We start from the raw sequence: 20222 nt of genomic DNA on the forward strand, positions 1-20222 counted from the left end.
TGGAGAAGTACGGTGCGGTTGCTGGAAAAGGGCATCGGGCGGGACGTCGACTATTTCGTCGGCGACATTGAAAGACTAAGGGACGAGGTTGGGGCAACAGAGGCAATCGGACGCTTGCAGAGTTCGTTTGCCGACGAGGCGCACTCGACGTGGCTGCGCTCGGTCGGCGGACTGCAGATCAGGGTTGCAAGGACGCAGCGCGACTTGGAACGGGTGCAAGTCTCAGCGCCGTCCGATCTTGCTGTCGGTCTGGTACACGGCATGCTGCTGTTTCACACAGGTGAGGGCAAGCCTATGATCAAGCGCATGCCAGCCATCACCCGCGAGTACGTGCAGCTCGAACTGGGACCGGACCTCACCGGCCCCCTCCTGGAGGTTGGCCGGCATGCTGCAACGCAAGGCGCGACGCTCTTCGATCAACTCGATCAGGAACATGGGGAATATCTCGAAAAGATCGCAATCGGCGTCCAGGCGGGCCCACGCTCGTGGTTGCTGGACGCGATGGAAACCGCCCCGACGCAGTTCGCCTTGGGCGTCGTCACTGCGTGGGTACTGATGCGTATGCGAATTCAGGACAGCGGCGGTGCTCTCTTCGAGTGACATACGCGGGATGACAAGATGACCAGTAAGCAAGGCACGGGTATCACCCCCATGAAGTATCCGCGTGTCTACGCGGCCGTAGCCGCAGTTCTGGCGCTGGCGGCTGGCAATGCCGCAGCGCTGCAGGCGCAAGGCCCAGCGGCGCCACCCGCGGCAACGAACACTCAACCGGCAACGCAGCCCAACCAGGCAACCCCGCCAGCCGCTGGCGTCCAAACTATGGACGCGCAACAAAAGGCTGGCGGCAGCGGCGGCCAAACTTCCAATGTTGTGAGCGCGCAGCCCCTTCCGTCTCCGAAGCTTGACCTGAAGAAGGAAGCGCTGGATCAAACTGCGCCGATGGATGCTGCCACGACTCGAGCACTCATCGAGGAGCTTTACAAGCGCTCCGGCGCCGCGTCCGCGCCGGCAAAGAACACGGCGAAGCCGATCGCCTCGCGCTTTGTGGTCGACCTTTCTCCAGGCGCGACGCCCCCGGTTGTGCGGATCTTCCGCGGCCAGGGTGCAACGGTCAGCTTTCTCGACTCGTCGGGAAATCCCTGGCCCATCGAGAAGGCGCGCAATTTCTATGAGCAGGCCATGACGGTTACCCAGCTGGGCCCGCACGTGGTGACGGTCGAGAGCAACTCGGACCACGCTTCTGGATCCGTGACTGTCCTGCTCAAGGGGCTGGCGACGCCGCTCACGTTCACCGTGGTTCCCAGCCAGAGCGAGATTGACTACCGCGCCGACTTTATCATCCCCGGTCGCTCGCCTGACGCCCCGGCACGGCTCGCGGGCGGCCTTGGGCGCGTGGGAATTGCGGAGCGTGGCCTGGAGAATTACCTCTACGGCCAGACCCCGGATGGGGCCCGGCGTCTCGAAGTCCAGGATCTGCCTCTTGGGTTGGCGTGGCAGGACCCCAGTGGGCGGCTGATCCTACGCACTCAAGCCATGGTGGCCTCTCCCGGCCCCTACCAGGTTCTGCCGTCATCTGACGGCACGACGGTCTATGAGCTGCCCGCTGTGCCAGTACTTCGCGTCTCGGTGGACGGCCAGATCCGTGCTGTCCATATCAAGGGGCTGACTCCCGGTGTCGGTGGTGGCGATAAGGCAGGTGTCATGAAAATGAGTGCAAAAGAGCAATGACCGATACTAAAGAGAAGACGCGGCGCCCGCTGGATGCTGGCGCCAAACGAAATCTGCTGATCATCGGCGGCACGATCCTCGGCGGCGTTATCCTGGTGACGGCCGTAGCCATGGTGGCCAACAAGTCGCAGCAAAAGCCAGAGTCAACCGCCGACCTGCGCCAGATTGCAGCACCCGCCAGTTCCCAGCGCAACAGGGATGTCGAGGACCTGAGCCCCGCGATGAAGGAGCGGATCGCGTACGTTCAGCACAACGAGGCGCAGGCCGCTCGTCGGGAAGGCCGAATGTATCTTGGCGATACCGCCGACCTGGGGCCCAAAGAGCTGGTCGGAGGCCGGAATCCCGATCCGGGCCAAGGCCAAGGACAAGGTCCTGGCTCGTCGTCCTATCAGCAGTATGGTGCGCGTGCCGCTCAGGTGACCGGACAAGCTAGCCCCGGGGTTTCCGGCGACACCCGTCAAGCGGAGCTGGAGCATATCCACAAGGGCTTGGAGCGCCAGCTCGCCGCAATCGTCAGTTCGATGGCGCCAGCCAAGGGCGTGGCGGTAGCCATCACGACGGTTGAGAAGACGACTACAGCAGCGGCCGTTGCTGAAGCCGGGAGCGCCGCCGGGGCAACACCCACAGCGAAGGGCACACAGATCGTTGCAGGCCTGGAGATTTTCCCAGGCCAACTGGCTTCGCCTGTCGACACAGACAGAACCAAATATATTTCGGCGTATATTGTTGGTGGTAAACTTGATGGTGCGTTCTTAACCGGGGAGGCTGTGCTATCTGCGCAGGGCGAGGACGTCAGCGCGCACATGACATCGATGAACTGGAAGGGTAAGTCCTACAAGGTCGATGCTGTACTGCTTAACGAGCAAACCGCCTCGGATGCACTGAATGCCGACATCGATCACCGGCCATTTTCGCGGTTTGTGATGCCCGTGCTGGTCGCTGGCCTTGCGGGCGCGTCCACGTATTTCACGGCGCGCGGTACGACGCCGACAACCTATATTCCGAGCACCGTGGTGGTGGGCGGGACGACGGTCAATGGCAATGCTGTGGTCCAGCAGCCAGCGCCATCCGCCAGCCAGGCGATGGACCAGGGTATCGGCAAGGGGATCGAGAAGAGCATGCAGCTTGCAGAGCGGGAGACTCAGCGATATGCGAATCGCCCGAATCGGGGAACGCTTGACACGCGGACGGCGATCGGTGTGCTTTTCCGGCAACCCGTGATGGCAGCCGACTGACAGGATCACGGCCAGTAGGCCTCGCTGATTCACCAGCAATTGATAGTGGAGAGATTGAATGTCTTCTGGCATGACGATTGAATCAACTGGGTGGGATGACCCGCTGCCTTCTCACGACCCGGCGACACACCGGGAACCGGCCGCTGCAGCTGCTGCTGCTTCACAGGCTACTGCAGCCACGCCATCCCACGACCCCTGGGCCTCGGACCCGAATTGGGAAAGCGAGGCGGTTGCGGCCAACGCGCAGTCGCCCGCTGACAATGCCGGAGGTGCCGCAGCTGCGGCTCCCGCGAGCCCGGGAGGTTCGGAGGCCGAGAAGGCAAAGAAGAAGCGCACCGCAAATGTATTGATCGCCGGCGTGGCGGTCGCCCTGGTGGGCGTCGTTGGCTCTGGGCTGGCGATAAAGATGAGCCGTTCGAACCAGGCTGCAGAGGAGTACGTGCCGGAGCCGGTGGTGAAGGCTCAACCTGCAAGTCAGTCGCCGCGGCAACCGGCGCCGGCCGCTCCTATCATTGCCCAGCAAGCGGCGCCGCAGCCCGACATCCAGCCGGCTGCAGACACGATGGTCGTAGCGAAGTCCGACTTGAGCCCGGCTCCTGCTAGCGCCATCGCGCCGGGCCCGGCGCCGGCGGCAGCGCAACCGGCGGTCGTAGCTTCACCGTCGACGGATGCCTCGGGCTTGAGCGACCTAAAAGCCAGGGATTCTGCACTCGAGGCGGCGAACGCTGAGCTCAAGGGCAAGATTACAGCCCTCACCGAGCGGGTAGCTGCTCTGGAGTCGAGGGGCCAGGCCGCGCCGACTTCGACAGATCAAAGCACGCGCAAACAAACTGCGGCGCATGCGTATAAAGCGAAACAACAGACCAAGCTTGCGTACGAAGCCGATGTCGTACGCGGCAAGCCGGGAGGCACCGGCGCGGCGAAGGCAGAGGCGGAGCACCCGTCGAGCTGGAGCGGCTATCGGACGGTGGCGACTTACCCGGCTACGGGCAAGGCCGAGAAGGCGTGGGTTACCAATGGCAAGGGTCTGGTCGTGGTGACCGTTGGCTCGGAGATCGATGGCGTGAAGGTTTCGCGCTTGGCCGGCACGACCGTCTACCTGGCGGACGGCGGCAAGATCAGCGTGAAGTGAGCCGAGGGACAAGACGATGGATTGGCAGGCCTTCCTGGAAGGGTCGATCGCGTTCTGCAAGGCGCTCGTTTCGCTACTGACGTCGGGGGCGTGCGTTCTCGGCGCGACGTGGATCGCTTTCAGCGGCCTGCGCAAGCTCGTCGCGGCTAGCAAGGGCCATCGTCAAGGACAGCCAACGATCGGTCCGGTAGCTATCAATTTCCTGATCGCAGCGCTACTCGCTCAGCTTGCCACGGTGGCGGGCAATGCCGTCGAGTTGTTGTTCGGCACTGGCATATCGGATCCGCGCGAGGCGCTCTCGTATATGCCCAGTCAAGTTGCCGGCAACGAAACCCTCATGTTTGTGGTGAGCGTCGCGGTCTACTGGTTGGCAGCGCTTGGGTGGGCTGCTGTGTTTCGTGGACTACTGCTTTGGAACTCTCTCAGTGAGGGTGCGTCGGCCGGCGGCAGGGACCTTGGTTGGCGCGGGTTCTGGCATGTGCTTGGCGGGGCCTGTCTCATCAACATTGGAGGTCTGGCTGGCAGCTGGTTCGGAGGTTAAGCCGAAGTGGTGTACCCAACGTCGCTTCGCATCTTGGGTGGGAAAGTCCGCCGCGTCCGGATGGAAATCTTTGGTGATTAATAGGGGAAAAACATGAAAGGTATCAAACACAAAGCGAGCCGCCTGGGTGCCAAGACCTGGTCGGCATGGAAAGGTGCGTTCGCCCGGGTGACTGTGGCGCTGATGGGCGTGAATGCGTCGAAGGCGGCGTACGCCGCTGGTGGTATTACGGGCATGCTCGGCAACATCGACTCCACAGCCAAGGCGTCTGTGACCACGCTGGTGAACATTGCGATGGTGATGGGCGTGGCCGGCGTCCTGTACGGCCTTAAGCTGATCAAGGACAGGAGCAATGAACGGGAGAACGTGAAGATCAGCCAAATCCTGTTCTCCCTCGGCGGCGGTGCAGGTCTGATTGTGATCTGGTTCGTGATCACGATGCTGGTTGAGACCACGGGCGGTAGCTCCAGCGACATCGGTCGTCAGCAGAGCTTCTAAGGACAGAGTTACCAGAGCCTACCTGGGAGTTCGATGCCCCAATCATCGAGCTCGACCCCTCCCAACCTGGCCGGGCAGGGTGTTAGGCACCCGGCACCCCTTCGATCTCTCTCATGCGTACGGAGGAGCTCGTGAACGCTCTACTTGTCGGCATCAAGCGTCGACTACAAACGGCAGGCGCCAAGAGCCCTGACGCTGCAATTGCGCTCGCGGAGGATAAAGCGATCGCAGCGGAAAACTTCACCTGCACGGTGTGTGGATTTCGCAGCAAGTCCACGACCGAGGCACTTCACCTCAACGGAAATCACGACGATATCAGCGCACGCAATCTGGCCGGGGTTTGCGCGCTCTGTCACCCATACCAGCATGTGGGCGAACGCACACCAGCGGCGCGGTCGCAGGGGGAGAAGATTGCCCCGCAGACCCGCCTAATGCGCGTGCCATCAGTAGCCGAGGGTGGCATTTCTGCCGGCGACCTCAACCATCTCTATCGAGCGATCGCGTGTGCGCTTAACGACCAGCGCGAGCGAGATCAGGCCTTGAAAGTCCTGCAGGTAGTCAACGAAGCCACTGTATTCGCCAAGGCCAGTTGGGGGTCCGCTTCCCCGCGGGACTTCCACGCTGCCATGCTGGCGCTTTCCGATGGGGAGTACGCGCATCGGGGCGAGGCGGTGGAGGACCTGCGCCTGGCATTCCACGAGCACTTGCTCACCGCCATCGGAAGCAAGCTCCAGGGAGAGCATAGCGGCCTTCCCGTATCCAGCTGGACGGAGCTGTCCTCACGGACACTGATTAAGCTCGATACGCACGCCGTCGGCGAGAAGGAGAACCTATGATGGCGCTTGCGGCAAGGCCGTCGCTGGCAATCCATGCGCCGATCCAAAGGACAACTGCTTGTGGTCTGGTGATCTTCGACGACCCGCAGGAGCGTGGTGCGGGAACCGCATATCTCCCTGATGCATTGCCGCAGCGGATCCGGTCGATGAACGACCTTCGCTCGGACATGATCTGGGTGGCGAACGTGCCCGATCGGGGTATCTCTCGTACCCATCCTGGGCTGCGGGCAAGCGACTATTTTGGCGCCAGCATCTCGGACATTGCCTACGATCTTGGACTGGCCTATTCCCGCGGCTACCCACTAAACGCGCAAGAGGGAGTGGCAATCGCGACAATCATGTCCAGGGCGGTGGTCGTCGCGTCGAGGGTGTACGGCTGGGACTTGGATGGCGGTGCGGCGCCTTTAGGTGGCGAGACTCTCTTCGAAAATATTGCCATGGCGATGCGCATGGAGCCACCGCACAAGGCATCAGGCGACTCGATTGGCAGCCGACTCGGCCACGCCTGCCAGGATCGCTCCGCTCCGAATTGGCCGTTCGAGCCGCTCGAGAGGCTAGTACCGGTGACGTTGCGGTTCAACCGCCTGGCGTATGCCAGGCAACTACTGGCTCAACTAGTTCCGGCAGGGGCGGACTGGGTAGAGGTCGGGCAAGGTCAGCGAATTGACAGGGCGCCAACACTTGTGAACCTTGCTATCGACTGGAGTGAAACGGCGCCGGATGTGGTCGCACTTGCTGCATTCGGCCAGACGGGGAAGAGGAAGCAACAACTCCGCCTCTGGGCGTGTGGGCCGGAGCTGGACTGGCTGGGACCACTCTGCCGCGCACATGTTCACGCTGCGCTGATAAATGAGAGAGGCTACTCTCTCTTGGCGGCACCATTGCAGATGCCGGTACCCCTCGCGGTTCGCTCCCAACTGACCATGTCTTACTCCGCTGGTCTGGTGGGTAAAGCACATCTGGATGCCGTCCTATCCGCCGAGTGCTATCAAGGGAGTAAAGGGCGGTTTGCGTCGGCCACCGGCGCATGGCTGCGGGCCTATGACCGGGGATTCATGTTTGGGGTCGCCTGTCGCGCTCATGCAGCCGGGTTCCTCGTCAGGCGCTACGGCGACGGAGAGATTGGCCTACGCGTCCGTGAGGACCAGCTCCAGGCTCTATTGAAGTTCAAGCGTGACCTTGGGTTTATGTATCCCGCAATTGAATCGCTGGTGCCTGGAGTCTCGCCTTGCGAAGAAGGAGAGGGCGGTTGGGGTACCGTGACGACGTCGGAAAGCTATGGTGTGGAAGGTGGGAGTTGACATGGAAAACGAACTGATTACGACAGGCCGATATCCGGACTTCTTCGAGCCTTTCTCCGGGCCGGATGCCGCGTTCATGCCTTTGCTGGACCGTGGTGGGCTGCAAATGATCGTGGAACTTGACGATCTCGCAATGGACGGGGCGAGGCAGTCGGCGGTGCGTGCAACCATGCTCTACCAGAAGTACGCGCAGAGCGACAAACGGCGAGAGGGCACACGCGCCCTGATGGCGATCTTCGCCGAACAGCTGCAGGTCGATGTCGCGGCGGGCCAAGCCGCCCCCTTGATCCCGACGATGAACCAGGTGCAGCCGCCGTCTGCAGACCGCACGCGTGAGACTGGCGCCTGAGATAGACCGATACCGAATTCTCGACATGATTTCTACCTACATTGTGATCGCTGTGGTCGTATTGGCCATCATGGCACTGGCGATCGTGAACAAAGGCGCCCTGGAGCGCTCCCTGTATTACCTTTCCGGCTTCTTCCTCGGCGGAGATATCCAGTCGCGGGTTGCCCTGATCTCACCTGTTGGCCCGAACACCTTCATCACGTCGACCGGCGACCTGGTGTCCTACTTTCGCATCCGGGGCGCCAAGCGACATATCGGTCCGGACGACTTTGACAGGCTCGCCGATCGCCTTGGGCACCAGCTCCGTACGATTCTTGGCGATGGAACTGGGCGCCAGCACAGTGTCGCGTTTGGTTACCTCTCAGCCACGCATGGGACGAAGCGGGTGATCACTGAGGCGCTCAACTCATCTATCAATACGGCATCCCGGCTCGGTGCAGGCGACCATGCCCGGGAATGGTTTAGGCAGCGAATCCAACTGCTCAGCACCGTGGCGAGCGATGAGACCATCTTAATGGCCGCCTTTACCTTGCGAGGTGGCCTCGCGCAAAAGGAGGCTGAGCGCGCCACAGTTGCCGCTGCTGACCAGGTCTCGGCCGCGGCGAAGGCAAATGCCGTCGGTGGCGGCAACGCCGACTTCTCTCAGTCCGTTGTTCCAGTCGCCGGGCTGCTCGAGGCGCGGCACGACGCCATGCTCAAGAGTTTGCAGCACAACTTCGAGAACCAGGAGGCAGGCCTGGGCCTGATGATCGACAAGCTTGACTGCGCGGAGGCCGGCGCCGCCTTGGGGCGCTATGTCAACGGCAGCGACCTGCCTGGCAGTTGGCGGCCGGATCTCTTCGGATTCAGGGCACCGACCGCGTCGGCACTTCAGCGCAAGGGGGATATTGCCCATGCCATGCCGGCACCGTTGGCGCGCCAGCTTTTCAGCGAGCCGACCACCGAGGTCTATGATGACTTTGAACTCTGCCGCAGGGCGGGATTCTGGTATGGCGCCATCAAAATGGACGTGTGTCCGCATGACGATCCCGCACCCAGCTTCTCGACCCTGATGGAGCGGATCGGCAAGGAGTTTCCAGTTGCCTTGTCGTTCGAGATCAGCCCCAATGGCCTGGAGTTCAAGAAGCTCGACCAGATGTTCGCCGGATTCTTCGGTGGGTTTGGCACCCACAATCGGGCGCTGCGAGATGCCTGGAACTCGCTCAAAGCGATGCGGGACCGCGGCATGTACATCGCGGCAATCCGGGTTGTCTGCTCGACCTGGGCGCGCAGCAAGGAGGAAACCTGCGACCAGCTGGCCAAGGTGAAAATGGACATCCAGAACTGGGGTGGCTCAACTGCGAGCAACGAGTCTGGAGATCCGACTTCGCTGCATGTGGCAGCCGCTCCTGGCCTGGGACGCGGAAGCCCGGCTCCTTTCCTGCCCGGTCCGATCGGGACCTTTGCGCGCATGCTGCCGGTGTTCCGACCTGCTTCTCCGTGGACAGAGGGGCAGCTTCTGTTGCGCACACGCGAGGGCAAGCCCTATCCGGTTGGGTTTGGGACCACAATCCAGGCTTTCTGGGGCACGCTGATCTTTGCGCCGCCCGGACGCGGCAAATCGTTCCTCATGAACGTCATCAACGCCGGCCTGGCCTTCTCGCCGGGTTTGTCCGAGCTGCCGTACATGACCATTATCGACAATGGCATGTCCTCGGCTGCCCTGGTAGAGACTCTCCGTGCGATGCTTCCTGCAAGCAAACGCCACCAGGCAGTGTCAATCCGCCTGCGCAACACGCCGGATTTCGCCATCAACATGTTTGACACCCAGCTCGGGGCGGAACGGCCAACCGAGCGTGAGCGGGATTTCCAGATCGCGATGGTGCTTGCCATCTGCCCAGGCATGGGCGAAGAGGGCAGTCGGTATGTGGGTGCTGTCATTGATGCTGCATACGGCGACGTCGACCGCTCGAGCATCAACGCGAAGCGCTGGCAGTATGCGCTCGACCCGGAGATCTCAGAACGCCTCGTCGCTGCTGGGTTCTCAATTGACGAGAATCGCCTCCCGCGAGTTTGGGAGGTCGTCGACAAGCTCTTTGATTTGGGCGAGGTCCACGCAGCTACCACCGCCCAGCGGTTTGCCGTCCCCACTCTCGAGTCGCTCGTGGCCGCGGCCCGGATGAAATCGGTACAGGACCTTTACGCCAAGACGCCTGCAAAGTCAGGTGAACTGATCACCGACGTATTCACCCGATCGATCTCCACGGCGATGCGCGAGTATGCGCTTTTCTCGACCACTACGCGTTTCGACCTGGGTGACGCACGTATCGTGGCCATTGACCTGGAAGAGGTGGTCGCCTCGTCGGTCTCCGAGGAGAGCAAGCGGCGCGCGGAGATGATGATCCTGTTCGCACGGCAGCTCGGCGCGAAGAACTACTTCCTCAAGTGGGAGGAAGTCGACCCGCTGATGCCCGAGCGGTACAAGGCCTACCAAGCGCGACGGGTCAAGATCATGTGGGAGACATTGAAGTTCCTGGAATACGACGAGTTCCACATGGCGTCTGGGAAGGAGGCAGTCATGTCGCTCGTCGTCGAGGACTTCCGGGTCGGCCGCAAGTACAACGTGGTTCCTTTACTGTCGTCACAAATGTTGCAGGACTTTCCGAAGCCGCTGCGCGACAACGCTACTAACTTTTTCATCCTAGGTGTGGGCTCGGAGGAGGCTTCCCATGAGGTGGCCAAGGTCTTTGGTCTGAGCGAATCCGAGCGTCGGATCATCACCAACGACTGCCTGGGCCCGACCGAGAAGGGTGCTCCGCTCTTTGGCCTCTTCAAGACCGCCGAGCGAGGTGACGTCTCGCAGCTGCTCTATAACAGCGCCTCCAGTCTGGAGCGGTGGGCTTTTAATTCATCGGCGCTGGACGTCGGTGTTCGACGGGCTGTGGTTGAAAGGCTCGGTGGCGATTCCTGGCGTGGGCTTGTAGAGCTGGCAAAGGCGTTTCCCTCGGGGACTGCCCGACATGCAATCCAGGAGGCCCGGATGAACATGCGAGCCGACGAGCAGGCGGACGAGAACGGCATCGTAGCCACCGTGGCGCGCAAGATGGTCGACCGCCTGTTGAGCGAGAAGGCGTGCTGTCGAGAGGCCCTTGCGGAAGACTAAATAGGACACGTAATACCGTATCGTAGTGGCCAATTTACTTCGAAGGCGCGCAGCCTCTGATCCATGTAAGCCGGATGTGTGACCCTAATTTTCTGAGATTGAACCGCTTTCATGCTTGAAAGTTGACTGGCGTCCCCGAGAAAGTGGCGGATAAGTTCCGGTAAACCGTATCTTGTTTGGTAGATTTCCGGGAGTGCCTTATAATTCGCCAGAAAGTGGTGAGCTAAACGTTACCCGGGCGAACTCCCCCGGGGGATGTCGGAAAAGAGACACTTGAATGGCACCGTCCCGTAAGGCCCTTGATCCACAGACAGAACGCGAAGTGGCCAGCCTGGCGCACTTCTTGACCCTGAACGCTCTGTCGCAGAGCGCGGACTTCGATCGCCATTCCCTTACGTTCCAGGGGGGGACGTCTCTAGCCTTGGCTTGGGCCTCCCCTCGTTTCTCGGAGGATCTGGACTTCATCGCCGGCAACGTCAGGCCCGAGCAGCTGTCCGAAGCAATGCACCTCGTCGCCCGCGAGGTCCAGCACGCAATTGTTCCCTTCTATCCAGGTGCCAAGGTCGACTTGGCCGACAAGAGCGGAAAGGGCAAGCAGCTCGCCATGTTCCAGATTGGTATCACCCTGCCCGACGTGGTCGGCAAGGTGAAGGTGAAGACCGAGTTCTGGCAGGTGCCACCTGACAAGGCAGCGCATTACGAAGGTGTACACCGGACTCTAGCCCCGAGCGGAGGCGCGACTCTTTATACGACGGTCCGTCCCATCTTCAATGTTGCGACACCTAAGCAGATCCTTTTTGACAAGCTCAATGCCATCGCGCACAGGGGGCGACTGAAGCCAAGGGATGTGTTCGACGTCTGGTTCCTCACCACGCAACTGCGCGATGGGTCTGCTGAAACGGGGCAGGCATTCAATGCTGACAAGGTGTTTGGCGACGTGCCGGAGTTCCTTGCTTGGATGGACAACACCGCGGCGCTCTACAATCAGACAGCCTTTGACGCGATCACGGGTCTGCAGGACTTGGTGGAGAAGCCGAACGAGGAGTTGATGGCCAGCATGGAAGTGGGGCTGAAACCTTGGATCGCCCCGGCGATGTGGAATGCAATGTGGCCACAGACCGTGCAGGAGATGGTGGATGTCACCAAGCTCCATTGCTCGCGAGCGGTCACGATCCTGATCGAGAACGCGCCGGAGGACAAACCCGTCCGGACCTCCCCGGAGAAGCCGTGAACTCGTTTAGGACGCTGCGCAAAATGCCGGCGGTGTTTTCGCTGCGCGACATCTCGGTACTGCTCGACAAGGACCACGCTGCCGTAAAGGCAACTGTTGCGCGATGGAAAGAGCAGGGCATGGTGCATGCCGCCGGGCCCCGCCTGGGGCTCTACTACAACCTGGTCACACATCCGAACTGGGAAGAAAATCGCGCGCACGCTATCAAGATGGCATACCCATCTGCCGTCGTCATCGGTCCAACTGTCCTGCATCGTTACGGGTGGATCACGCAGATCCCGCAGTCTGTAGCCATCGCTGTCTTGAACGATGGCAGCCACCCCTCTATGGAAGGTGTGGAAGTGTTCAAGCGGTCAATGCGGTGGTATCGAAAGTTCTCCCCCTGGGGTGAGCCTGTATACGGGCTGCCGGCGCTCACCCCGGAGAATGCGTTGCTCGACTGCCTCGAGCACGCTGGCAAGATGTGGTGCCCCAATGCGGATGACCTTGATGAGTTCGATGTCCCGGCAGATCTGCTGGAGAAGGTCGCGGAGCACGACGAGCAGCATGCGGTGACGTTGAAGCGTGATCAAAGGCCTTGCTGACGGCGATGGGTTAGTCTCGCCTATCGGCGATCATCATCACTCGCGTCCCGCAGGGCGGGCTTGATACTTGTGCCGCGCCGTGCCTGCCAACCGTTCTGGCGCTGCCTCGCGTTTCAGAACGGAAGGTCTGGCGTTGCCTGATCGGAGGCTTGCTGTGGCTTCGACTTTCGCGAAGCTCTGGGGGCGGGCTCGGTGTCCATCAGATCGGCGGGGTATAGATTGAGGAAGGTGCGCGCGACTTCTGGGTCGCTGCAGCTCAACCAGTTGTCCCACTGATCGCGATGCAGGATCACCACCGATCGCTTCTCCTTCCCTGGGGCGTGCATGCGGCGCATCAGCGGGTGGTTTTCGGCGTTCACCGTAAGCATGGTCCAGGATGTGAAGCCGTCCGGCCAGTCACGCCACAGGCCGGCGATAGCAAAGTTCTCTTGGTCACGCGCCCAGATCCGGTACCGCACCGACTTTGGCCCGGACTCGTAGTTGGGTTCGAATAGCGCGGACGCTGGGGCCAGGCAGAGCTGCCCATTTTTCCAGGCTGCCGAGAATGTTCTCTTTTCCCCAACAGTCTCCGATCGGGCATTCGTCGTGTCAAAGGGTTTGACACCGGGTGGAATCCGGGACTTCGGCATCATGCCAAAATTGCCCAGTACGGCCCGCTTCTCGCCGGCGGCATCGAGCCGCACGATCGGGGCCATATAGTCGGGCCAGGTCTCCGGCGGGTATGACTCCGCAGGTGTGAACGGCTGTCTAAAACCGGCACTAAACGGCGGCGCGGCTTAAAGATGCGGAGCAACTCCTGTATTGCAGGACGTCCCGAGGTCTTCTGATTTGATATTGAAGGTTGTCACCGGGCGCGTCGGAACGAGCCCGTAGGGCGAGTGCAGACGCGCCCGGTGACGGGAATTCCGCAAGGTGGTGACGTCGCAGGTGGGATGCGGTAAAAAGATCGACTTTACCGCCGAAAAGAAACAGGCACGACACCGATCCAAACCGCCAAGTTCATCCCGATGTCGTGCCCCACTCGTGCCAAGGGCGCGCGTGCCGGGCCAGTATGGCATGGCACGCCAATCCCGTCGAGGCCGTTTCGGCATGAATGGGGATTGCCGATGCCGGCCACGGGCCGTCTCTGTGTGTGCGCCCATTGCCGGGCGCAGGTCATTGTTTGCCGCCGCTGCGACCGCGGCCAGATCTACTGCAATGGCGGCTGCTCGCAGGCAGCGCGCCGCGCCAGCCTGCGCGAGGCCGCCCAGCGCTACCAGCGCAGTCGCCGCGGTCGTCTTGCGCATGCAGAACGGATGCGCCGATATCGAAGTCGTCAAAAGAAAGTGACGCATCAGGGTTCCGCCACGCAGGTCGCCGATGCTCTACTGCCGCTGACCTTGACGATGCCGGCCAGAGCACCGGCGCCCGCTGGCGCCTCAACACCTGTGCCTGAACATTGCCACTTCTGCCGTTGCGCATATTCGGGCTTTGTCCGCCTCGGACCACTGCGTCGTCGGGTCTTCCGTGATGTTCGTACGACTGACCGCACAGGACACGACCCATGACCATTGGAGTAGAACTTGAAGCTCAGATTCTGCGTTACTACCACGTCGAGAAATGGCGCGCCGGCACCATCGCGCGCCAGTTGCATGTGCACCGCGACACCGTTCAGCGCGTGCTGGCGCAGGCCGGTCTGCCCAGGATTGGTAGCGTGCAGCGGCCCTCGCAGATCGACGTCTACCTGCCATTCATCCATGAGACGTTGAAGAAGTTCCCGTCGCTCACGGCCAGCCGCCTGTATGCGATGGTGACCGAGCGCGGCTACCGCGGTAGCCCGCATCACTTCCGGCACATGATTGCGCTGCACCGGCCGCGCCCACTGCCCGAAGCCTATCTGCGTCTGCGTACCTTGGCCGGCGAACAAGGGCAGGTCGACTGGGGTCACTTCGGCCACCTGCAGATCGGCCGCGCACGCAGGCCGCTAATGGCCTTCGTGATGGTGCTGTCGTGGTCGCGGCAGATCTATCTGCGCTTCTTCCTCGATGCGCGCATGGACAGCTTCCTGGCCGGCCATGCCGGCGCCTTCAAAGCCTGGTCGGGCCTGCCCAGGGTCCTGCTTTACGACAACCTGAAGAGCGCGGTCCTGGAGCGCCAGGGCGATGCGATCCGTTTCCATCCGACGCTGCTCGCGTTCGCAGCGCATCATCGCTACGAGCCTAGGCCGGTCGCCGTCGCCCGGGGCAACGAGAAGGGGCGCGTCGAGCGGGCCATCCGCTATGTGCGCGAGAGCTTCTTCGCCGGACGCACCGTGACCGATCTCGACGAACTCAATGCCCAGGCCGCCCACTGGTGCGCGGGACTTGCGGCCGATCGCCCCTGCCGGGAAGAACCGACGATCAGCGTACGCGAGGCGTTCTCCCGCGAGCAGCCCAGCCTGCTCGCCTTGCCGGAGAATCCCTATCCGTGTGAACTGCAACTGACCGTCAAGGTCGGCAAGACACCGTACGTGCGCTTCGACCTGAATGACTACACGATTCCGCATACCCATGTGCGACGAACGCTCACGGTGCGGGCCAGTCCCCGGCAGGTACGCATTCTCGATGGCGCGGAACTGCTCGCCACGCATGAGCGCAGCTACGATCGCGGCGAGCAGATCGAGATCGCCGCGCACATCAACGCCTTGGTCGAACGCAAACGCGAAGCCCGCCACCATCGCGGACTTGATCATCTGGCGCGGGCGGCGCCGGCCAGCCAGGCGCTGCTGCTGCGCGCGGCGGAACGGGGCGGCAATCTGGGCAACATCACTACCCACCTGCTGCGCCTGCTCGACCGTTATGGCGCCGCGGAACTGCAAGCGGCGATCGAGGAAATCCTCGCCAGCGATGCCGCGCCTCACCAGAATCCGGTGCGCCTGGCGCTGGAGCGCCGGCGCGAGGCGCGCCAGGCACCGCCGCCCGTGGGCATCCATCTACCTGAACACGTCCGGCACAAGGACAAGCTGGTGATACCCCACCGCCTCGACATCTACGATCAGATCACGGGAGATGCCAATGAACACGCCTGAGAACCTGCAAAGCCGTGCAAACGCCTTGCGCCTGCATGGGCTACTGGCGCACTGGCCGGAGGTCGCCGACGCCGGTTGGGTGGCGCCGCTGCTGCAATGGGAAGAAGAGGAGCGCTCGCGCCGCTCGCTGGAGCGACGCATCCGGGATGCCCGCCTGGGCAACTTCAAGCCCTTGTGCGACTTCGACTGGGCCTGGCCGACGCGCTGCGACCGGGCCGCCGTCGAAGAATTGATGTCGCTGGAGTTCGTCAAGGACGCGGCCAACGTCGTGCTGATCGGCCCGAACGGCGTCGGCAAATCGACCCTGGCGCTGAATCTGGCCTATCAGGCGCTCGTCCAAGGGCACACGGCGCTGTTCACCACCGCCGGCCAGATGCTCGGCGAGCTGGCCGCCCTCGACAGCGATTCGGCCTTGCGTCGACGCCTGCACCGCTATGCCTCGCCGGACGTGCTGGTCATCGACGAGGTCGGCTACCTGTCGTACTCGAACCGACATGCCGATCTGCTGTTCGAGCTCATCAGTCGCCGATATGGCGCCACCAGCACGGTGGTTACAACAAACAGACCATTCGCCGAATGGTCTGAGGTGTTCCCGAACGCCGCCTGCGTCGTCTCGCTGGTTGACCGACTGGTGCATCGTGCCGAAGTCATCGCGATCGAGGGCGAGTCGTATCGCGTCAAGGAAGCGCGTGAGCGGGCCGATCAGCGAGCAAAGAAACGCAACGTGGCCCGGGCGGAGAAAAAGCCATCATGACGCATCTGCACCTGCCTTCAGGAATCACCAACGGCCTGGACTTCCTGATCCCAGACAACTGGTCCCCAGAACAGGCCCTCGCCGTCGTCGAACTCATCGACGATCTACGCGAGCGGATCTGCGCGCACTACCAGCTCGCGCTGCATGACCTGCTGAGTGAGCAGCGCTCGCCCCCCGAGAAAGGCCTCGACGATCCGTTCTAACCAGCACCGTCCCTCCCAAACTGCAAGGGGCCGTACGCGGCCCCTTGCTTACCCAACCATACGCCGCCATTTACTGTCGCTTTTACACCGCCGTCAACAGCAGGAGGCTCTACGCCATAGACGTCGCGCAGCAGCTGGGCCTGGACGGGAATGTAGTTGTTGCACATGCTCTACTCCTTCACGCGGTATATAGAGATCCCGGCATCTTCGAAGCTCGCCACCATGTCGTCGACGATATCAAGTAGCGGATCCCTGCCGGGGCTCATGTCTAGCATGCGGAGAACCGTGCGGTAAGCTGCAATTTCGTGCCAAGGCGGTTGTGATCCAGTAGAAAGCGAGTGAGCGCACTTGTTAAGCACGACTGACAGTTGAGCATACTCGTCTTGCAACCCTTTGTTAAAGAAGTATGGTCTCGCCTCGGGAAGCTTCCGAAATGCATGTTCCAGCGCGTCTTCCGCTTGCCATTGCCAATAGCTCATGTCACAGCTAGTCCACGAACTTCATGTGTGCGCGCCGATCGCAAAGTAGGTCACAGTCCTGTTTCGGTATCACTTTGATCGCCCATCCGAAGTAGCCCCACGTTGTGGCCAGGTCCTCTTGCCAGCACGCGTCGCAGGGGAGGGCATGTGGCGGGACCTCACCGGCGAGGATATCTTTGCTTATGGCATTAAGGCTTTTCGGATTGTTGCAGTAACACTGGAACTGTTTGTCCCGAATACGGACATGCAGCGGCCCGACCACGCGTTGGTAGAGCTTGGGTGAGACGATGCGCAGCCGCTGGTGCACTGCTTCGAGGATCTCCGCTCGGCCAAGGCGTTCTGCATTCGCCTTGAGGTTCAGCAGTTAATCTTCGGTGTCGTGTCGGCCCTGATGAATCCTAGTGAGCAAGCTGGACATTAGTCTCCTCCTGACTACCGGCAAGTAGTTTAACCGCAGCAGCGACCGAGATATCAGAAGGAAGGGCATCAATAAGGATGGGGTTCAGAGCGTTGAACGCTCCGGTAGCCGGGCGGCACTCCTGCTTGTGCGAGACACCTGTGCCGAGGACCCACAGGAAGCGCATTACTACTTGGGCAGCCTCTTTTATGCCGGGCAGTGGAAACACCTCTCTTGGCATCAAAGGACTGACCAGTTTTGACAAATTGCTGGCTCAGTCGCTGGCTGTGCCCAATTGGTTTTCCCGATACAGAAAGTCGGTTGCCAGAAGACACGGGGTTCATCGTGCAGAAGGCCTATCGGGCGAGCTTGGACCGTCATAACGCTGATCCCTACAGCGAAGTATTCGAGAGCCCGCCTTGGGATTGAGATGCCGCGGCGGGGCTGCTTACCTAGCAAGTTGAGGTCATGCGGCGGCCGAGGCCGTCTAGCAGAAGTCTCGGCTCGCTGGCTCTAGACCTCCGAGGAGCGGTGTCAGATCTACGACGTGCTGCGCGATCAGGTGCCGCACGTCGCCTTCGGATTGCCACTGGCCATAGATCCCGATGAGCGAGGCGTTGAGAATCTCCTTGCGGAAGCGCTCCAGCACTCCCGGCCAAACGATGACGTTGACCACGCCCGTCTCATCCTCGATCGTCATAAACAAGACGCCGTTTGCGGTGCTCGGCCGCTGCCGCACCGTTACGATCCCGCAGCCGCGGGCGAGCTGCCGATTCTGGTAAGTGCTCAGCACCGAGGCTGGCTCGAAGCGGCGCGCCGCGAGCTGCGGCCGCAGCAGTGCTAGGGGATGCCGGTTGAGCGTGAGCCCCATGGCTCGATAGTCCGCAACGATCTCTTCGCCCTCCGTCTGGGGGCGCAGGGCAGGGCGGTCTTCGATCAGGTCGGCAGGCCGTAGCAAGTCTTTGTCGGGTACGGCAGCGGCCGCCTGCCAGAGCGCTTGGCGCCGATCGCCAGATAGCGTGCGCAAGGCGTTGCCCGCGGCGAGGACCTGGAGGTCGTGGCGGTCCAGGCCTGCGCGGCGCGCGAGATCCTTGATGGAGTCGAAGTGGCGAGCTGCCCGGTCGATCTCGATGCGCTGCGCCGCCTCCTCGCGCATCCCGCGTAGGCGCGATAGACCCAGCCGCACCGCAGGCTGCCCGCCTTCTCGCCGCTCAAGGGTTGAATCCCACAGGCTGATGGTGACATCGGCAGGCCGTACCTCGACGCCGTGGCGCTTGCCGTCCTGCACGAGTTGGGAAGGGCTGTAGAACCATCTCCTTATACAGAAGTAGAACGGCCTCCGCAGCGGGGCGGGATAGCTGATGCCGCGAAAACTCTGGGGAAAGGGGTTGTAAACATCCGCAGACTCGCGTTTACTCTCGGATTTTCGAGCGGCAATGAGCAACGAGTCGGGGGCATGGGTGGACGAGGAATTTGAGAGTCTGGATCTTGGTGATCCGCGGCGGGATCGGCGCGCCAAGGAATTGCTCAAGCGGTTTGCGGCCCTGCCTACGGCGAGCATTCCCGGTGCGTGCGATGACTGGTCGCAAACCATTGGGGCGTATCGGTTTCTGGGCAATGAGCAGATCGATTGGCGGGACGTGATGCAGCCCCATTGGGAGCGCACTGCAGCGAGGGCCGCGCAATTTCCGGTGGTGCTGTGCATCGCTGACACCACCGAGCTGAACTTCAATGGCCAGGAAATGGAGGGGCTGGGGCCGTTGAGCTACGAAGCCCAGCGGGGAATGTATCTCCATCCGACCTACGCGGTGACGCCAGACCGGGAGCCGCTGGGGGTGATCGATGCCTGGATGTGGGCTCGGGAACTGAAGGACGCCGATGGCCACCGCAGCGGGATCAAGGAAAGCGTGCGCTGGATCGAGGGGTACGAACGGGTGGCGGAGCAAGCCGCGCTGCTGCCCCAGACAAGGCTGGTGTATGTGACGGACCGCGAGGGTGACATCGCCGAGCTGATGGCGCGCGCCCAGGAACTTGGCCAGCCGGCTGACTGGCTGATCCGCAGCCAATACAACCGCAACCTTGCTGAGGCGGGCAAGCTGTGGGATAGCGTTGACGCCAGCCCGGTGCTTGGGGAAATTACCTTTATCTTGCCAGGGCGTGCAGGCCAGAAAGCGCGCGAGGTCAAACAGGAGCTACGTGCACAACGTGTGCAGCTGCCGGGTACGATTGGAGCGGCGCTCACCTGTGTGGAGGCCAGGGAGATCGGAGCGCCCGCTGGCATCAAGCCAGTGGTTTGGCGCTTGTTGACGAACCGAGAAGCGCAGGACGCCGATGCTGTCATCGAACTCGTCGACTGGTACCGAGCCCGATGGGAGGTGGAGATGTTCTTCCATGTCCTGAAGACCGGCTGCAAGGTCGAAGCGCTACAGCTATCGCACATGGATCGCGTGGAGCGGGCCTTGGCGTTGTATATGGTGGTGGCGTGGCGCATTGCCCGCTTGATGCGGTTGGGCAGAACCTGCCCGGATCTGGATGCGTCACTGTTCTTCGACGCCGACGAGATTCGGGGGGCATACGTGCTCGCCAAAAAAGCCCGCCCGAAGGTACCAGTCACACTCAATCAGATGATTCGGTTGGTGGCTTCCCTGGGTGGGTTCCTTGGGCGCAAGAGCGATGGTGAGCCCGGCGCCAAGACGATCTGGATCGGCATGCAGCGAACCATGGATGCCGCGCTCACCATTCAGGCACTGCGGGAAGAGTCATGAC

The 20222-nt window shown here is 61.8% G+C and carries 19 protein-coding genes and 2 pseudogenes; 16 read left to right on the forward strand and 5 right to left on the reverse strand.

What is annotated here, in order from left to right; all coding sequences use genetic code 11:
- Nucleotides 1-12 precede the first annotated feature (12 nt).
- The 12 genes from K307_RS00195 (at nucleotide 13) to K307_RS00250 (ending at nucleotide 12577) form a co-directional block, all read left to right on the forward strand.
- On the forward strand, nucleotides 13-600 hold the full coding sequence (locus K307_RS00195; protein WP_042875564.1) for a hypothetical protein: 588 nt from the start codon (nucleotides 13-15) through the stop codon (nucleotides 598-600).
- Between the two features lie 18 nt (nucleotides 601-618).
- Entirely contained in the window at nucleotides 619-1728 is a 1110-nt protein-coding gene (locus K307_RS00200; protein WP_080744787.1) for a DotH/IcmK family type IV secretion protein, read from the forward strand.
- Nucleotides 1725-2963, forward strand: a complete 1239-nt coding sequence (locus K307_RS00205) for a DotG/IcmE/VirB10 family protein (RefSeq protein ID WP_042875567.1) — start codon at nucleotides 1725-1727, stop codon at nucleotides 2961-2963. The genes K307_RS00200 and K307_RS00205 overlap by 4 nt, the downstream gene beginning before the upstream one ends.
- 58 nt (nucleotides 2964-3021) lie before the next feature.
- Nucleotides 3022-4095 carry a hypothetical protein gene (locus tag K307_RS00210; RefSeq protein WP_155301001.1) on the forward strand — a complete coding sequence of 358 codons (1074 nt, stop codon included), beginning with the start codon at nucleotides 3022-3024 and terminating at the stop codon, nucleotides 4093-4095.
- A 16-nt stretch (nucleotides 4096-4111) separates the two neighbouring features.
- Entirely contained in the window at nucleotides 4112-4636 is a 525-nt protein-coding gene (locus tag K307_RS00215; protein ID WP_042875570.1) for a hypothetical protein, read from the forward strand.
- A 93-nt stretch (nucleotides 4637-4729) separates the two neighbouring features.
- The gene (locus K307_RS00220; RefSeq protein WP_042875573.1) at nucleotides 4730-5134 is read left to right on the forward strand and encodes a DUF6750 family protein; all 405 of its coding nucleotides are present in this window, start codon (nucleotides 4730-4732) and stop codon (nucleotides 5132-5134) included.
- Nucleotides 5135-5265: 131 nt separating this feature from the next.
- On the forward strand, nucleotides 5266-5970 hold the full coding sequence (locus tag K307_RS00225) for a hypothetical protein (RefSeq protein WP_155301002.1): 705 nt from the start codon (nucleotides 5266-5268) through the stop codon (nucleotides 5968-5970).
- On the forward strand, nucleotides 5967-7271 hold the full coding sequence (locus K307_RS00230) for a hypothetical protein (RefSeq protein ID WP_042875576.1): 1305 nt from the start codon (nucleotides 5967-5969) through the stop codon (nucleotides 7269-7271). Before K307_RS00225 ends, K307_RS00230 begins: the two co-directional genes overlap by 4 nt.
- Nucleotide 7272: 1 nt before the next feature.
- On the forward strand, nucleotides 7273-7620 hold the full coding sequence (locus tag K307_RS00235; RefSeq protein WP_042875577.1) for a hypothetical protein: 348 nt from the start codon (nucleotides 7273-7275) through the stop codon (nucleotides 7618-7620).
- Between the two features lie 25 nt (nucleotides 7621-7645).
- Nucleotides 7646-10762, forward strand: coding sequence for a hypothetical protein (locus K307_RS00240; RefSeq protein ID WP_155301003.1), 3117 nt, complete (start codon nucleotides 7646-7648; stop codon nucleotides 10760-10762).
- 277 nt (nucleotides 10763-11039) lie between these two features.
- On the forward strand, nucleotides 11040-11993 hold the full coding sequence (locus tag K307_RS00245; protein WP_042875580.1) for a nucleotidyl transferase AbiEii/AbiGii toxin family protein: 954 nt from the start codon (nucleotides 11040-11042) through the stop codon (nucleotides 11991-11993).
- Nucleotides 11990-12577, forward strand: coding sequence for a hypothetical protein (locus tag K307_RS00250; protein ID WP_042875583.1), 588 nt, complete (start codon nucleotides 11990-11992; stop codon nucleotides 12575-12577). Before K307_RS00245 ends, K307_RS00250 begins: the two co-directional genes overlap by 4 nt.
- Before the next feature lie 113 nt (nucleotides 12578-12690).
- Here the strand turns inward: K307_RS00250 and K307_RS00255 are convergent.
- Nucleotides 12691-13275: pseudogene (locus K307_RS00255) on the reverse strand (SOS response-associated peptidase); the annotation flags it as partial.
- An 845-nt stretch (nucleotides 13276-14120) separates the two neighbouring features.
- On the opposite strand from K307_RS00255, the gene istA reads away from it, so the two are divergent.
- The 3 genes from istA to K307_RS00270 are packed head-to-tail and all read left to right on the forward strand — an operon-like array spanning nucleotide 14121 to nucleotide 16580.
- Complete coding sequence (istA, locus tag K307_RS00260; protein WP_042875585.1) at nucleotides 14121-15623, forward strand: IS21 family transposase; 1503 nt, start codon at nucleotides 14121-14123, stop codon at nucleotides 15621-15623.
- Nucleotides 15610-16377, forward strand: coding sequence for an IS21-like element helper ATPase IstB (gene istB, locus K307_RS00265; protein WP_042875586.1), 768 nt, complete (start codon nucleotides 15610-15612; stop codon nucleotides 16375-16377). Before istA ends, istB begins: the two co-directional genes overlap by 14 nt.
- Nucleotides 16374-16580, forward strand: coding sequence for a hypothetical protein (locus K307_RS00270; protein ID WP_039014846.1), 207 nt, complete (start codon nucleotides 16374-16376; stop codon nucleotides 16578-16580). The genes istB and K307_RS00270 overlap by 4 nt, the downstream gene beginning before the upstream one ends.
- On the opposite strand, the gene K307_RS47180 is transcribed toward K307_RS00270, so the two are convergent.
- The 4 genes and pseudogenes from K307_RS47180 to K307_RS00285 form a co-directional block, all read right to left on the reverse strand.
- The gene (locus K307_RS47180; protein WP_155301004.1) at nucleotides 16577-16747 is read right to left on the reverse strand and encodes a hypothetical protein; all 171 of its coding nucleotides are present in this window, start codon (nucleotides 16745-16747) and stop codon (nucleotides 16577-16579) included. The genes K307_RS00270 and K307_RS47180 overlap by 4 nt on opposite strands.
- A 3-nt stretch (nucleotides 16748-16750) precedes the next feature.
- Nucleotides 16751-17059 carry a hypothetical protein gene (locus K307_RS00275; protein WP_042875589.1) on the reverse strand — a complete coding sequence of 103 codons (309 nt, stop codon included), beginning with the start codon at nucleotides 17057-17059 and terminating at the stop codon, nucleotides 16751-16753.
- Nucleotides 17060-17457: 398 nt separating this feature from the next.
- Nucleotides 17458-17721 (reverse strand): hypothetical protein, encoded by a 264-nt coding sequence (locus K307_RS47185; RefSeq protein ID WP_155301005.1) that lies wholly within the window; start codon nucleotides 17719-17721, stop codon nucleotides 17458-17460.
- 222 nt (nucleotides 17722-17943) lie between these two features.
- Nucleotides 17944-18765 (reverse strand): annotated as a pseudogene (locus K307_RS00285) (OB-fold nucleic acid binding domain-containing protein); the annotation flags it as partial.
- Nucleotides 18766-18892: 127 nt separating this feature from the next.
- Here K307_RS00285 and K307_RS00290 point away from each other — a divergent pair.
- Nucleotides 18893-20221 carry an IS4 family transposase gene (locus K307_RS00290; RefSeq protein ID WP_042875593.1) on the forward strand — a complete coding sequence of 443 codons (1329 nt, stop codon included), beginning with the start codon at nucleotides 18893-18895 and terminating at the stop codon, nucleotides 20219-20221.
- Nucleotide 20222: the final 1 nt, after the last annotated feature.

The sequence above is a fragment of the Cupriavidus necator A5-1 genome (assembly GCF_000744095.1).
Taxonomy (GTDB): Bacteria; Pseudomonadota; Gammaproteobacteria; order Burkholderiales; family Burkholderiaceae; genus Cupriavidus; species Cupriavidus necator_A.